Origin of the sequence: Amycolatopsis sp. NPDC088138, assembly GCF_044741685.1 — a bacterium.
Taxonomy (GTDB): Bacteria; Actinomycetota; Actinomycetes; order Mycobacteriales; family Pseudonocardiaceae; genus Amycolatopsis.
In genome coordinates, this window is the sequence record NZ_JBIUTB010000001.1 from 107,696 (window position 1) to 122,338 (window position 14,643).

The 14,643-nt window shown below is 71.8% G+C and carries 13 protein-coding genes and 2 pseudogenes; 12 read left to right on the forward strand and 3 right to left on the reverse strand.

Annotation, left to right across the window (positions count from 1 at the left end; genetic code table 11):
• Positions 1-9 precede the first annotated feature (9 nt).
• The 9 genes and pseudogenes from ACIOD2_RS00515 to ACIOD2_RS00555 all read left to right on the forward strand — a co-directional run bounded on the left by ACIOD2_RS00515 (position 10) and on the right by ACIOD2_RS00555 (position 7,036).
• Positions 10-615, forward strand: coding sequence for a helix-turn-helix domain-containing protein (locus ACIOD2_RS00515; RefSeq protein WP_400532684.1), 606 nt, complete (start codon positions 10-12; stop codon positions 613-615).
• 50 nt (positions 616-665) lie between these two features.
• On the forward strand, positions 666-1,832 hold the full coding sequence (locus ACIOD2_RS00520; RefSeq protein WP_400532686.1) for an NAD(P)/FAD-dependent oxidoreductase: 1,167 nt from the start codon (positions 666-668) through the stop codon (positions 1,830-1,832).
• On the forward strand, positions 1,829-2,083 hold the full coding sequence (locus ACIOD2_RS00525) for a (2Fe-2S)-binding protein (protein ID WP_400532688.1): 255 nt from the start codon (positions 1,829-1,831) through the stop codon (positions 2,081-2,083). The genes ACIOD2_RS00520 and ACIOD2_RS00525 overlap by 4 nt, the downstream gene beginning before the upstream one ends.
• Positions 2,080-2,211, forward strand: a pseudogene (locus ACIOD2_RS00530) (FAD-dependent oxidoreductase); the annotation flags it as partial. The gene ACIOD2_RS00525 and the pseudogene ACIOD2_RS00530, both read left to right, overlap by 4 nt.
• Before the next feature lie 474 nt (positions 2,212-2,685).
• Positions 2,686-3,777: pseudogene (locus tag ACIOD2_RS00535) on the forward strand (FAD-dependent oxidoreductase); the annotation flags it as partial.
• Complete coding sequence (locus tag ACIOD2_RS00540; RefSeq protein WP_400532690.1) at positions 3,764-4,675, forward strand: dihydrodipicolinate synthase family protein; 912 nt, start codon at positions 3,764-3,766, stop codon at positions 4,673-4,675. The pseudogene ACIOD2_RS00535 and the gene ACIOD2_RS00540, both read left to right, overlap by 14 nt.
• Entirely contained in the window at positions 4,675-5,676 is a 1,002-nt protein-coding gene (locus ACIOD2_RS00545; RefSeq protein ID WP_400532692.1) for a proline racemase family protein, read from the forward strand. The genes ACIOD2_RS00540 and ACIOD2_RS00545 overlap by 1 nt, the downstream gene beginning before the upstream one ends.
• A gap of 161 nt (positions 5,677-5,837) precedes the next feature.
• Entirely contained in the window at positions 5,838-6,680 is an 843-nt protein-coding gene (locus ACIOD2_RS00550) for an SDR family NAD(P)-dependent oxidoreductase (protein WP_400532694.1), read from the forward strand.
• Positions 6,681-6,694: 14 nt separating this feature from the next.
• On the forward strand, positions 6,695-7,036 hold the full coding sequence (locus tag ACIOD2_RS00555) for a nuclear transport factor 2 family protein (RefSeq protein ID WP_400532696.1): 342 nt from the start codon (positions 6,695-6,697) through the stop codon (positions 7,034-7,036).
• On the opposite strand, the gene ACIOD2_RS00560 is transcribed toward ACIOD2_RS00555, so the two are convergent.
• Positions 7,027-10,254, reverse strand: a complete 3,228-nt coding sequence (locus tag ACIOD2_RS00560; RefSeq protein ID WP_400532698.1) for a TIM-barrel domain-containing protein — start codon at positions 10,252-10,254, stop codon at positions 7,027-7,029. The genes ACIOD2_RS00555 and ACIOD2_RS00560 overlap by 10 nt on opposite strands.
• Before the next feature lie 136 nt (positions 10,255-10,390).
• Positions 10,391-11,200, reverse strand: coding sequence for a methyltransferase domain-containing protein (locus ACIOD2_RS00565; protein ID WP_400532700.1), 810 nt, complete (start codon positions 11,198-11,200; stop codon positions 10,391-10,393).
• Positions 11,201-11,333: 133 nt separating this feature from the next.
• Between ACIOD2_RS00565 and ACIOD2_RS00570 the strand changes: the two genes are divergently transcribed.
• From ACIOD2_RS00570 to ACIOD2_RS00580, 3 genes are all read left to right on the forward strand, one after another.
• Entirely contained in the window at positions 11,334-11,729 is a 396-nt protein-coding gene (locus ACIOD2_RS00570) for an STAS domain-containing protein (RefSeq protein WP_323330852.1), read from the forward strand.
• Between the two features lie 144 nt (positions 11,730-11,873).
• Complete coding sequence (locus ACIOD2_RS00575; RefSeq protein WP_400532702.1) at positions 11,874-13,808, forward strand: potassium transporter Kup; 1,935 nt, start codon at positions 11,874-11,876, stop codon at positions 13,806-13,808.
• 11 nt (positions 13,809-13,819) lie between these two features.
• Positions 13,820-14,065, forward strand: coding sequence for a hypothetical protein (locus ACIOD2_RS00580; protein ID WP_400532704.1), 246 nt, complete (start codon positions 13,820-13,822; stop codon positions 14,063-14,065).
• A 5-nt stretch (positions 14,066-14,070) separates the two neighbouring features.
• Here the strand turns inward: ACIOD2_RS00580 and ACIOD2_RS00585 are convergent, their stop codons facing one another.
• Entirely contained in the window at positions 14,071-14,637 is a 567-nt protein-coding gene (locus tag ACIOD2_RS00585) for a methyltransferase family protein (protein WP_400532706.1), read from the reverse strand.
• Positions 14,638-14,643: the final 6 nt, after the last annotated feature.

A 14,643-nucleotide genomic window follows, 5' to 3' on the forward strand; every position in this document is an offset into this window, starting at 1 on the left:
GACGCTGCGGTGGAGGACGGGACCCCGTCGATCCGGGACATGCTGGCGGTCAACCTGCGGGCCGCGCGCACGGCCCGGGGGCTCTCGCTGTCCGAGCTGTCCCGCCGGTCGGGGATCGGGAAGGCCACGCTCTCCCAGTTGGAGTCGGGTGGTGGCAACCCGACGATCGAGACCGTGTTCAGCCTGTCGCGGGTGCTCGAGGTGGCCATCTCCGACCTGCTCGACCACCGCGCGGGCGGGGCGCTCACGGTGGTGCGCGGCGCGGACGTCGAGGTACTGCGCGGGGAGGGCGTCGACCTGCGGCCGCTGCGCCGGATCGACGCCGGCGACGGCGTCTTCGAGGTCTACGACCAGGTCGTGCGCGGGGACGCGCCGCAGCGGTCGCAGGGGCACGTCGGGATCGAGCACACCGTCGTGCAGACCGGCAGCCTGCGCGTCGAGGTGGCCGGCCGCACGGTCGACGTCGGCCCCGGTGACTACGTCGCGTTCGACGCCCGCGAGCCGCACTGCTACACCGCGCTGGAGGCCCCGGTGCACTCGGTGCTGCTGCTGCAGTACCGCTCGGACGAGCGGCTCGACGGCCGGCCGCACCCGGTGCTGCCGACCGGGCGTTGACACGGCCGTTCGGAGAATCTAGCGTTCGGTTTGACGAACGCGGAGGGTCGATGAACGGAACGCGGGTGGTGGTGCTCGGGGCCGGTGTCGTCGGCGCCGCGTGCGCCCGCGAGCTGAGCCTCGCCGGGTTCGACGTCGTGGTCGTCGACCGCGGCCGTCCCGCCGGGGGAACGACGTCGCACGGTGAAGGCAACCTGCTCGTCTCCGACAAGGCGCCGGGTGCGGAGCTCGCGCTCGCCCAGCTGTCGAATCGGCTGTGGCCGCGGGTGATCGCCGAGATCGCCGCCGAGGACCCGCGGGCCGCGGCCGCGGCGGAGTTCGACGCCAAGGGCGGCATCGTCGTGGCCACCACGTCGGCCGGAGCGACCGCGCTCACGGCGTTCGCCGAGGCGCAGGCCGCGGCCGGCGTCGTCACGAAGTCGTTGACTGCTCGTGAAGTGGCGGCTCTCGAGCCCGCGCTGACCCGTTCGGTGGTCGCGGCCGTCCACTACCCGGAGGACGCGCAGGTCCAGCCCGCGGGCGCGGCACTGGCGTTGCTGGGCTCGGCCCTGGCCCACGGCGCGCGGCTGCGGGCGGACACCGAGGTCGTCGGCGCGGTCGTGGCCGGCGGGCGGATCACCGGCGTCCGCGTGCCGGGCGCGGTGCTCGAGGCCGACGTCGTGGTGAACGCGGCGGGACCGTGGGCGGGGATCGTGTCCGAGCGGCTCGGTGCCCCGATCGCGGTCCGGCCGCGGCGGGGGGAGGTGCTGGTGACCACGCCGATGCCGGGAGTGGTGCGGCACAAGGTGTACGACGCGGACTACGTCGGCGCGGTCGGGGCCGACAGCGGTGCGCTGCAGACGTCGGCCGTCGTGGAGTCGACGCGGGGAGGCACGGTCCTGATCGGCTCGTCCCGGCGGCAGGTGGGGTTCGACGAAACGCTCCGGCCGGACGTGCTGAGCGCGATCGCGGAGAAGGCGTTGCGCCTCTTCCCGGCGCTGGCGGACGTGGCGGTGATGCGCGCCTACGGCGGGTTCCGGCCGTACGTGGACGACCACCTCCCGGTGGTGGGTCCCGACCCGCGCCTCCCGAACCTGTGGCACGCCACCGGCCACGAGGGAGCGGGCATCGGGCTGAGCGTGGGGACGGCGTTGGTGCTGAGGGAGATGCTGACCGGAGTTTCGGTGTCGTGCCCGGCGGAAGAGTTCACTGTGGACCGTCCGGCGGTGCTGGCATGATCCACATCACGGTGGACGGCGAGCCGGTGGCGGGCCTCGCGGGCCAGACGGTCGCGGGAATCCTGCTGGCCTCGGGCCGCTTGTCGTGGCGCACCACTCGATCGGGCGCGCCTCGCGGCGTGTTCTGCGGAATCGGCGCGTGTTTCGACTGCGTGGTGACGGTGAACGGGGTCCCGGACGTCCGAGCGTGCCGCCGCCGCGCGGCGGACGGGGACGAGGTCCGGACCCAGAGCCGGGAGGAGAAGTCATGACCCGGCACGTGGTCGTGATCGGCGCCGGTCCCGCGGGTCTGGCCGCGGCCGAGTACGCGTTGCGGGCTGGTGCGGAGGTCACGGTCTTGGACCAGGCTGATGTGCCTGGTGGGCAGTATTACCGGACGCTGCCGGAGGCGTACGAGGGCCGGACCCCTCAGCACGGCTGGGCAGCTTTCATTCGACGGCGGCGGGTGCTGGAGCACCCGCGATGCCGGTGGTGGCCGAATAGCACTGTGTGGGCGTTGGAGTGCCCGGAGGCTGATCGGATCGGTGCGGGTGGTGCTGGCGTTGGTGGGCTTGGCACGGACCAGACAGACCAAGCCGGTGTCGGTGGGTCAGGTGCACGGCTTGCCGGTGTCGGTGGGCTTGGAGCGGACCAGCTAAGCGCGGGAGATGTCGGTGTCGGTGGGCCTGGGGCGGACCAGGCAGGCGGGGGCCGCGCTGGTAGGCTTGGCGCCGATAAGCCGGATGCGGGTCGTGTTGGTGGGCTGGGCGCGGACCCACTTGGCCCAGGCAATGCCGGTGGCGATCAGCTCGGCGCGGGCTACCTCGAGGCTGGCAGCTCCGGCGTAGATCACCTCAACGCTGATCGGCCGCCTCGGGTTCATGTGCTTCGCGGTCCGGCCGATGGTTCCGCCCGCGAGCGGCACGTCCTCACTCCCGATGCGCTGATCCTCGCCACCGGTGCGCATGACCGCACACTTCCGTTCCCCGGTTGGCAACTCCCGGGCGTCTTCACCGCCGGTGCCGCTCAAGCCCTCGCCAAAGGGGAAGGCGTCGCCGTTGGGCGGCGGGTGCTTGTTGCCGGGAGCGGGCCGTTTCTGCTGCCCGTTGCCGAGTCGTTGCTGAGCGTCGGTGCCGAAGTTGTTGCTGTGCTTGAGGTGAACACCGCGGGGACCGTCCGGAAAGGATGGTCGCGGCAACCCTGGCGGCTGGTTCGCCACGCCCGCAAGGCCGGCGAATTGATCAGGTACGCGGGAACTCTCGCTCGGCATCGCGTGCCCTACAGCATGGGCCGCACGATAACCGAAGCAAAAGGGGACGATCGCGTCCGTGAAGTGGTCACCGCGCGGGTGAACCCCGACTGGTCGGTCGTCAAAGGCAGCGAGCGGACCTACCAGGTCGACGCCGTCTGTGTGGGACACGGGTTTGTGCCGCAGCTCGAACTCGCCGTCGCCGCGGGATGCGAACTCGACGGCGGCTTTGTGCGCGTCGATCGCGACCAGCGCACTACCGTTGCGGGAGTACTCGCCGCCGGGGAGATCACCGGGATCGGCGGGGCTGTTGCCGCCTCGGCGGAGGGGGCCGTTGCGGGCCGGATGGCTGCCGGAAGTAAAGCGGATCGGAAGCTGCTAGCAGCTAGGGACCACGCCGGGGAGTTCGCCCGGAGGCTGGCTGAAGGCCATCCGATTGGGGCCGCTTGGATCGGGTGGCTGCGGCCGGACACGATCGTCTGCCGTTGTGAGGAAACCACCGTTGCCGAACTGCGGGCAGCCGCGAGTGATCCCGTGCAAGCCGGGCCGCATGCCCTGAAGCTTGGCACCCGCGCCGGGCTTGGCCCGTGTCAAGGGCGGATGTGCGGGCCGGCCGTCGCCGAGCTCTGCGGGGGTAGCGAACGTCAGAACCGTCCGATCGCCCAGCCCATCCGGCTCGGCGAACTCGCCCAGAAGGAGACCCATGAGCACCCGTGACCTCGGTGGCGTCATCGTCGCCACCGCGCTGCCCTACCGGCCGGACGACGCGGCCCCCGCCGGTCTCGCCGTCGACTACGACGCCTACGCCGAGCACTGCCGGTGGCTCGTCGCCAACGGCTGCCGCGGTGTCGGGCCCAACGGCTCGCTCGGCGAGTACTCCTCGCTCACCGACGTCGAACGCCGCCGCGTTGCCCGGACCGCGATCGAGGCCGTCGGGGACGACGGGATCGTGGTCGTCGGCGTGCACGGGCCCGGTGCGCACCAGGCCAAGCAGTGGGCTGAAGCCGCCGCCGAGGACGGGGCCGATGGCCTGCTCTGCCTGCCGCCGACGCTCTACCGTGCCAACCGCGGCGAGGTGCTTGCCCACTTCGAGGCCGTCGCCTCGGTCGGGTTGCCCGTCATGGTTTACAACAACCCCTTCGACACCAAGGTGGACCTCACGCCCGACCTGCTCGCCGAGATCGCGCAGATCGACAACGTCGTGGCGGTCAAGGAGTTCTCCGGTGACGTCCGGCGCGTGCTGGAGATCCGCGAACGCGCGCCGGAGCTGGCGGTGGTCAGCGGCGCCGACGACGTCGTGCTGGAGAGCCTGCTGATGGGCGCCACCGGCTGGTTCGCCGGCTTCCCGAACGTCTTCCCGGCCGAGTCGGCGCGCCTGTTCGACCTGGCCACCTCCGGCAAGCTCACCGAGGCGAAAGCGCTTTACGAGCCGCTGGTCGCCGCGTTCCGCTGGGACTCGCGCACCGAGTTCGTCCAGGCCATCAAGCTGGGCATGGACCTCGTCGGCCGGTACGGCGGCCCGTGCCGCCCGCCGCGCGGCCCGCTCACCGGCGAGAACCGCGCGCAGGTCACCGAAGACATGAACCGTGCGCTGAGCACGTTGGGGGTGGCGTAGTGCGGTCCTCGCGCGCGATCACCGCCGTCGACTCGCACACCGAGGGCATGCCCACCCGGGTGGTGACCGGCGGCGTCGCCGTCATCCCCGGCGACACGATGGCCGAGCGCCGCCGGTACTTCCTGGAACACCTCGACGACCTGAGGCTGTTCCTGATGAACGAGCCCCGCGGGCACTCCGCGATGAGCGGCGCGATCCTGCAGCCGCCGTGCCACCCGGACGCCGACTGGGGCGTGGTCTACATCGAGGTGTCCGGCTGCCTGCCGATGTGCGGCCACGGCACGATCGGCGTCGCCACGGTCCTGGTGGAGACCGGCATGGTCGAGGTCACCGAGCCGACGACCGTCGTCCGCCTCGACACGCCGGCCGGGCTGGTGCACGCCGAGGTGACCGTGCGCGACGGCCGGGCCGAGCGCGTCAAGCTCCGCAACGTGCCGTCGTTCCTGGCCGAACGGGACGCTGTGGTGGACGTGCCGGGGCTGGGGGAGGTGCGCTACGACCTGGCCTACGGCGGGAACTTCTACGCCATTCTCGAACTGTCCACACTGGACATCCCGTTCGAACGGGCGGAGAAGGACCGGATCCTGAAGGCCGGACTGTCCATCATGGACACGATCAACGAGCAGCGGCCGCCGAAGCACCCGGCCGACCCGCTGATCGTTGGCTGCAAGCACGTCCAGTTCCTCGCCCCGGGATCGGACGCCCGCGCGTCGCGCAACGCCATGGCCATCCACCCGGGCTGGTTCGACCGTTCGCCCTGCGGCACCGGCACGTCGGCGCGGATGGCCCAGCTGCACGCCCGCGGCGAGCTGCCGCTGCACACGCCGTTCGAGAACAGTTCGTTCATCGGCACGACGTTCACCGGCGAGCTGGTCGCCGAGACCACGGTCGGCGGTGTGCCCGCGGTGGTCCCGGAGTTCTCGGGCCGCGCGTGGATCACCGGCACCGCCACCTACCTGCTCGACCCGTCCGACCCGTTCCCGACCGGGTTCGTGCTCTGACGGCTTGGCACCCCGAGTGAGGCCCGTTCCGCCCGGATCGTGGAGGTGGACATCGCCCGGTCCGGCCGGACGTGGTGGTCGAGGAGATCGCCTAGCTGCTCCAAGCTTGCCGCTACAGGTGTTATAGTCAACGCTATAGCGTCTGTAGTGGAGGTGGGAACGTGCGGAACTGGTTCATCACCGGCGGCACGCCGGGCGGGTTCGGGATGGCGTACGCCGAGGCCGCGCTCGAGGCGGGCGACCGGGTCGTGCTGACGGCCCGGCGTCCCGAGGAGCTGAAGGAGTGGGTGGCCGAGCACGGCGAACGCGCCCACGCGGTGCGGCTGGACGTCACCGCGCCGGACGAGGTGCGCCGCGCCGTCGCCGAGGCGCGGGAGCACTTCGGCGAGATCGACGTGCTGGTCAACAACGCCGGGCGCGGCTGGTACGGCTCGGTCGAGGGCACCACCGACGACGTCGTGCGCGGCTCGTTCGAGCTGAACTTCTTCTCCGTGGTCACCGTGCTCCGCGAGGTGCTGCCGGCCATGCGCGCCCGCGGCCGCGGCTGGGTCGTCACGATGTCTTCGGCCGCCGGGATGGACGCCGTCCCGGGCTTCGGTTTCTACAGCGCGGCCAAGTTCGCGGTCGAAGGCCTGTGCGACGCGCTGCGCCAGGAGGTCGAGCCGTTCGGGATCAAGGTCCTGCTGGTCGAGCCCGGCGCGTTCCGGACGCACGCCTACGCCGGTTTCTCCGGGGAACCGGTCCGCGAGACCGTCGACGCCTACACACCGCTGCTCGACGCCGTCCGCGACGCCTTCGTCGAGCAGGACGGCCGTCAGCCGGGGGATCCCGAACGCGGCGTGCGGGCGGTGCTGGCCGCCATGGAACGGCCGGACCCGCCGCACCGGCTGGTGCTCGGCGGCCCGGCCTTCGACAAGGTCACGTCCCGGCTCCAGCGGACCCTCGACGCCGTCCGCGCGGACGAGGCCGTGTCCCGCGGTGTCGACTTCCCTGACGCAGCCTAGAAAAGGAGACTCCCGTGCTCGAAGCACTCCCGGACGCCGTCCGCGCCTACCTCGCGCTGACCATCGCCGGTGACCGGACCGCCGCGATCGTCGCGTTCGCCGACGGCGCGCACGTCACCGACGACGGTGCGAGCCACGACGGCGTCACCGCCGTCCGCGCCTGGCTCGACCGCCCGGCCGGCGACTACACCTTCACGACGACGCCGCTGTCAGCGAAGTCCACAGAGGACGGCGAGGCGCTCGTCACCTGTCGCGTCGAAGGGAACTTCCCCGGCGGGCTCGTCGACCTGGACTACCGGTTCACCCTCGACGAGACCCGCCGCATCGCCCGGCTGGTGATCGAACCTCACCGGTAGGCGACCGTCACCGGTGTGTGGACGTTCCGCGGAGGCAGCGTCACGGTCAGGGTGTGCGTCGCGGCGTCCCAGTGGTACGCGCTGGGCGCCAGCCGGTCACCGCCGACGGTGACCGCCTTCGGCGCGGTCGCCCCGAGGAACGTGACCGTCCACCGCCGGTCCCGCACTTGGCCGCGGAACGACCCGTCGGCCGGGTCGATCCGGACGGTGTGGTTGCCCGCGGTGTAGCGGACCTTGGTGGTCGCGCTCCGGCTGCTGCTGCCGTTGTCGTCGTAGAGGGTGAAGGTGCTCGACGCGCCCTCGGCGACGGTGAGCGTCAGCGCGTCGAGCGGGTTGCGGACGTCGTCGGTGACGTTCTTCGCCCGGCTCGGCACCATGCCGCCGGCCTTGACGAACACCGGCATCGTGCTCAGGTCGGTGGTGATCGCCTGGGTCGTGCCGCCGGCGTAGGTCTTGCCGGTGAAGTAGTCCGTCCACGTGCCGGGCGGGAACCAGACGTTCGTGGTGGCGGTGGTGCCCGGCGTGGTGACCGGGGCGACCAGCACGTCCGGGCCGTACAGGTATTCGCTGCCCGCGAGCCGGTACGCGTTCGCCTCTTCGGGGTAGTCGAGGTAGAGCGGCCGGGTCACCGGGACGCCGGTCGTGGCGGCCTGCTGCGCGAGCGTGTAGGTGTACGGGACGAGGTTCTCGCGCAGGTTGAGGAACTTCGTCGCCGACGCCTTCGCCTCGGGCCCGTACTGCCAGGGCAGCCGGTCGCTGTGGTTGCTGTGCAGGCGGTCGATCGGCTGGAACGTGCCGAGCTGCACCCAGCGCGCGTAGAGGTCGTCCGGCAGCTTGACGGTGTGCCGGCCCGACGGGTCCGTCTCCGACCCCGGCAGGCCGGTGGTGTCGTTGTGCCCGCCGATGTCGTGGCTGACCGCGGACATCCCGGTGGCCGCGGCCTCACCCGGGGTGTAGCCGACCTCCATGCGCAGCGTTCCCCAGGTGGAGGACGTGTCGCCGGTGAAGTGGATCGTCGAGCGCTTGTCGGCCCACGGCCCGGTCGGCACGCCGGCCGGGTTGCTGTAGCCGCCGGACTGCAGGGACCCGTAGGCACGGGAGATCACGAACCCGCGCCCGATGGCCGGGGCCGAGTCGTCGGCGTACTGCTGGTTGATCCACGCGTCCGGCGTCACACCATCCAAAGAGGACTGCGAGCCGTCGCAGCACCAGTCCAGCCACCAGAAGTCCACACCCTGCTGGTCCATCGTCCGGTGCAGGTCGAGGTAGGCCTTCAGCTGGTTCGGGTCACCCCAGTCGAAGGTGTAGCAGTCGCCGCCACCCCCGCCGGACCCGCAGTTGGTCGACTTCGTGAGCTTGCCCTTGGCGGTCGCCTGCGCCTGCGCGAACTGCGGGTCGGTGCTGCGGATGCTCGGGTGCGTGTTGAGCGTGTTGTGCAGGCCCTGCGCGGCCGACCAGTCGAAGAACGCCTTGGGGTCGGGGAACTTCGTGCGATCGATCTCCCAGCCGTTCCAGGTGTCGGGCGCCTTGAAGTCGGTGTCGGTGACCAGGACGTCCAGCGGGACGCCCTCCGCGCGGAATCGGGGCACGATGGTGTTCTCGTAGTCGGCCGCGGTGCGGTCGAAGTACTCCGAGTACCAGACGCCGTAGGCCCAGCGGGGGAGCAGCTGCGGCGGCCCGGTGAGGGTGGCCAGGTCGCCCAGCGCCCGCTGGTAGTCGTGGCCGTAGCCGAAGACGTAACCGTCGCGGTAGGCCTTGCCGCCGTGGTCACCGCGCGGGGTGACCTTCTTCGTGTCCGGGTTGTAGACGGCCGACCCCGAGTCGTCGAGCAGGTACCAGCCGTCCTGGTACAGCAGGCCGGGGACCGTTTTCGGGTCGCCGTTGTCGCCGTTCACGCCGTCGAGGCCGCGGCGGTAGCCGCCGAGCGCGAGGTGCGGGGCCGGGGCGGGTGCGCCGGCCGGCGTCACCGCGAGGGTGTCCAGGTTGACGTGACAGCTGGCGACGTCGGGACAGGCCAGGGTGACGTCGTTCGTCCCGGCCTTGAGCGCGATCGGGACCGACGCGGTGCCCCAGGTGTCCCAGTCGTTCGTCGCGGGCAGGGAAAGCACCTGCGCGGCGCCCCCGGCCGACACGGTCGCCGTGCGGGTCTGGTGCAGGCCGTCGCCGCCGGTGCCGTTGGCGTAGCGCACCTGCAGCGCGTAGGTGCCGTCGGCGGGCACGGCGACGACGCGCTGGGTCAGGCTCGAGCCCTGGTTCAGCTCCGCGACGAAGCCCGGGCCGGCGTACCCGGCGTGGTCGGACGCGAGCTTCGCCGATCCCGCGGCGCGGGCCGACTCGGCCTCGCAGTCGACGCCGAACCGGCAGTCCAGCATCGCCTTCGCCGACGCCGGCGGATAACTCGAGCCCGGGGTGAGCAGGGCGACGCTGTCGACGTTGACGTTGCCCGAATCCGCGGCCGTGCGCGTCAAGGTGACCGTGTGCCGTCCCGCGGCCAGCTGCAGCGGGACGGACGCCACACCCCACGTGTCCCAGTTCGCGGTCACCGGCAGGGGCACCGTCGTGCTCGCGCCGCCGTCGACCGCCACCGACAGGGTGCGCGTGACCTGCTGGCCGTCCCCGGCGAGCGCGTTGGCGTACCGCGCGTCGAAGAGGTACTGGCCCGCCGTGGTGACGTCCACGTCGGCGGACAGGGAGTTGCCCGTGCCCTCGAAGCCGGCCACGAACCCGCCGCCGGTGTAGCCGGTGTGGTCGGAGGCGACGGCCAAGCCGTTGTACGACAGGTCTTCCGCCTCGCACAGCGCCCCGGCCGCGCACGTCAGGTGCTGCCACGGCGTCGATGTCACCGGCGTCGTCCCGGCGCTCTCCTGCACCACGAGGTTCTGGGCGGTGAACGGGCCGGAGCCCACCTGGTACCGCAGGGTGACCGCGCTCGTCTTGATCGTCAGCCAGCCGCCCGAGGTGGTGGAGGTGAACGACGTCGGCGCGAAGCCGTCCCGCCCGATCGCGGTGTAGGTGGGGCTGTCGAGGAACTTGCCGTCGGCGGCGTACTCGGTCCGGATCAGCGTGGGGGAGAGCACCTGGAAGCGCGCGTCACCCGCGGTCACCGTCCGCGGCCGGGACGTGCCGGCCGCCGGATCCGATGCCGCCACGGTCAACGCCGCCACCGTGCTCACGACCGCGACGACCGCGCACGACCTCCGCCACAGTTTCGATGCCAACGGGCTGCTCCGTTCCCGGGACCGCTTACAACGTTGTAAATCTGGCGGTAGTGATCAGAGCACAGGCGTTCGACGGCTGTCCAGGGTCAACCCGGGATGTGTCCGGCGATCTGGCGCACCGCGGCGGCCGAACGGCTCAGGGGCGCCAGACGTCGACGGCGATCTCCCGCAGCTGCTCGCGGAACGTCCCGTCCGGGCTCGCCTCGTGCAGGAGTTCCCGCAGCTCGGTTTCGAACCCGGCGAGCCGGTCGCCGAACAGGTGGGGCGCCGAGCTGGACAGCGAGAAGACCGCGGCGACGACGTCGTCGGCGTCACGCGTGACGACCGGCCCCGGGACCTCGAGCCGCCGCGGGCCGCGGAAGCCGGCCGCGCGGTAGATCTCCGCTTCGCCCGAGGCCGTGCCGTCGGGGAGCACACCCTGGCCCGCGCGGCGGACCGGGCCGAGGTAGCGCCGCACCAGGTCCGTGATCGCGTCGTGCGGCGGTGCCGTTTCTCCGGCGCCCTGGTGCGTCGCGGCGTGGACGTGGACGCAGGCGCCGCCGGCGGCCAGCATCCCGTGCACGGCCGCGGCGACGCGCGGGCGGTCCAGCCAGTGGAACGACTGGGCGAAGGTGACCAGCCGGAACCCGCCGAGGTCGCCCGGGAGGTCCTCGGCCCGGCGCTGCAGCCACCGGCAGTTGCGGATCCCCGCCTCGGACGCGAGCCGGGCCGCTTCGGCGAGCATGTCCGGGTCGGCGTCCAGGCCGACGGCTTCTTCGAAACAGCCGGCCAGCAGCAGGGTCAGCGACCCCGGCCCGCAGCCGACGTCGAGCAGGCGGCCCGACCCGTCCAGCTCCAGCTCGGCGGACAGGGCCTCGGCGATGACCTGCGGATATCCGGCGCGGCCGCGCGCGTAGTAGGCGGCACTGCCGGAGTACAGCGAAGGATCCCAGCTCCAGGTGGTCACGGTGCCGACCCTAGAACGGCCGGATCACACCCGGAAAGCGCGTTTCCCCGCCGGAAGTTTGGGTATCAAGACCCCGTCCTTGATCACCTCCCTGCGAACGCCGGCCCGCCGGCGCGGAAGGCCCGCCGACACCGTGTCCCCTCAGTCACCGATCCCCGTCCCGGCCGGACGGCCCCTCGCGGCCCGCCGGACGGAGTACCGCCCCGGCCTGCTCGTCCTGACCTTCGCCGGGGAGATCGACACCCTGACGGTCCCGATCCTGGAGCGCGAACTGCGGGAGACCCCGCCGGGCACGACGCTGGTGGACCTCACCCAGATCGCGTTCGTCGGCCTCGCCGGCGCCCGCGCCCTGGCGGCGGCCGCGGAACGGGCCGGCGCCGAAGGGCGTCGCTTCGGGCTGGTCGCGAGCAGCAGGACGCTCGCCCGGCTGTTCCGCATCACCGGGCTGGCCGCGGGCGTCCCGATGTTCGCGTCGCTGTCCGACGCCCTGCGGGAACTGCTCGCCGCCGGCCTCCAGGACGCCGGCTAGCACGCGGAAACGCCGGGCCGGCGGCGCTAAGATTTCGTAAATCCCGGCGCGCCGCCTCCGTGCCCGCCCCGGACATCCGGCTTCCGGCCACAGTGGACCGGTAGGGTCCGCGGGGTTGGGCCTGCCAGGCCGGAGGAGGGGTGCGTGAGCGAGGAGACGACCACCGCGGAGAAGCCGTCGCACGTGCGGGATTCGGTGCGGCTGGGCATCGTCGTCGGGGCGCTCGGCGTGGTGTTCGGGGACATCGGCACCAGCCCGATCTACACGCTGCAGACGGTCTTCAACCCGGCCGACCCGCATCCGGTGCCGGTGAGCACGGGCAACGTGTTCGGCGTGGTGTCGCTGATCTTCTGGTCGGTGATGATCATCGTCACGGTCACCTACGTGCTGCTCGCGATGCGCGCGGACAACGACGGTGAGGGCGGCATCATGGCCCTCATCACGCTGTTGCGCCGCCTCGGCTCCCAGCGCGGCAAGCGCGCGGCCGTCCTGCTGGCCGGGCTGGGCATCTTCGGCGCCGCGCTGTTCTTCGGGGACAGCATGATCACCCCGGCCATCTCGGTGCTGTCGGCGGTGGAGGGCCTGAAGGTCGTCTCGGATTCGCTCGACGCCTGGATCGTGCCGATCACCGTGGTGATCATCATCGGGCTGTTCCTGGTGCAGCGGCGGGGGACCGCCGCGGTCGGGCGGGTGTTCGGGCCCGTCATGATCGCCTGGTTCGTGGTCGTCGGCGCGTGCGGCATCGGCGGGATCGCCGAGCACCCGGACATCCTCAAGGCCCTCTCGCCCACCTACGCCATCGGGTTCATGGCCGGGCACTTCGACATCGCGTTCTTCGCGCTGGCGGCCGTCGTCCTCGCCGTCACCGGCGCCGAAGCCCTGTACGCCGACATGGGGCACTTCGGCCGCCGGGCGATCACCCGCGGGTGGCTGTTCCTGGTGTTCCCCGCCTGCGTGCTCAGCTACCTCGGGCAGGGCGCGCTGATCCTCGAGGACCAGGCGAACATCAGCAGCCCGTTCTTCCTGCTGGTGCCGTCGTGGGGCCGGCTGCCGATGGTGGTGCTGGCCACCGCGGCCACGGTGATCGCCTCCCAGGCGGTGATCACCGGGGCCTACTCGGTCACCGCCCAGGCCGCCCAGCTCGGCTACCTGCCACGGCTGCGGATCGCGCACACCTCGGAGACCGAGCGCGGGCAGATCTACGTCCCGTGGATCAACTGGCTGCTGCTGGTTTCGGTGCTCACGCTGGTCTTCGCCTTCCGCAGCTCGACGGCGCTCGCGTTCGCGTTCGGCATGGCGGTCACGGGGACGATCACCATCACGACGTTGCTGTTCTTCTACGTCGCCCGGTCCAAGTGGGGGACACCGCGGTGGCTGATCGGCGTCGGCGCGGCCGTGCTGCTGCTCGTCGACCTGCTGTTCGTGGCGGCCAACCTGACCAAGCTGGTGCACGGGGCGTGGCTGCCGCTGCTGATCGGGCTGACGGTGTTCACGATCATGACGACGTGGCAGCGGGGCCGCCACATCGTCACCGCCGAGCGGGAACGCCACGAAGGCTCGCTGCGGGAGTTCGTCGAGCAGCTGCGCAACCGGGACACCCCGACCCAGCGGGTGCCCGGCACGGCGGTGTTCCTCAACCGGGGCGGGGCGACGGCGCCGCTGGCGCTGCGGGCCAACGCCGAGCACAACCACGTGCGGCACGAGCACGTCGTCATCATGTCGCTGGAGACCGAGCCGGTCCCGCGGGTCGCGGCGGAGCAGCGGGTGAGCGTCGAAGACCTGGGGCACAAGGACGACGGGATCGTCTTCGTCACCGCCCGGTACGGCTACATGGAGACCCCGGACGTGCCCGCGGCCCTAGCGATGCTGGACCCGGCGGCCACGGAAGGCCGGCTGCAGCTGGACGAGGCGTCCTACTTCCTGTCGAAGATCGAGCTGCAGCGCGGGAAGGAACCGACGATGGCGGGCTGGCGCAAGCGGCTGTTCATCGCCACGTCCTACATCACGGCGGACGCCGCGGAGTACTTCGGCCTGCCCCGGGACCGCACGGTCATCATGGGTTCCCGCATCGACGTCTAGCAAGGAGCGACATGACGGACCTGCGTGCCCAGGCGGCGGCCGGCGACCCGGACGCCGTCGACCAGCTGGTCGAGCTGGCCGCGGAGCGTGGCGACGCCGAAGAGCTGCGCACGTGGGCCGCGGCGGGGAATGCGGACGCCGTGGATCTGCTGATCGAGCTGGCGACCGAGCGCGAAGACCTGGACGAGCTGCGCCGCCTTGCCGCGGAGGGCAGCCAGACGGCCGCCGAGCAGCTGGCCGAGCTGGAAGGTGAGTGACCCGCTCACCACACGTACGGGACGAGCCGCGCACGGCTCGCCGCGAACTGCCGGTAGCGGTCACCCAGCGCTTCGCCGAGCGCGCGCTCCTCGATGCGGAGGCGGTGGATCAGGGCGATCAGCAGCACCGCTATCGCGCCCACCGTGCTGACCCAGTTGCCGGCGACCAGGCCACCGCCGGCGAAGACGAGCAACAGGCCGGTGTAACTCGGGTGGCGCAGGACCCGGTAGGGGCCGTGGTCGACGACGGGCTGGTCTTCGCTCGTCCGCACCGTCACGGTGAAGTACTTGCCCAGGCTGGCGAAGGACCACCAGCGCAGGAGCAGGCCGAGCCACCCGAGCACGATCCCGACCGTGAACGGCCACACGCCGCCGATGCCGGCGGCCGGGACGACCGCCCGGCCGATCGGCCACAGCAGGATCGCCCCGAAGAACATCGCCCTGAAGAAGAGTTCCGCGCGTACATCGACGAGTTGCGCGCCGCGGCGGGTGCGGAACGCCTGGACGAGTTCGCCCGCGAAGAAGGCGCCGACGCTGACGGCCACGGGCAGGTCTCCGAAAGGCGCGAGCACCCCGCC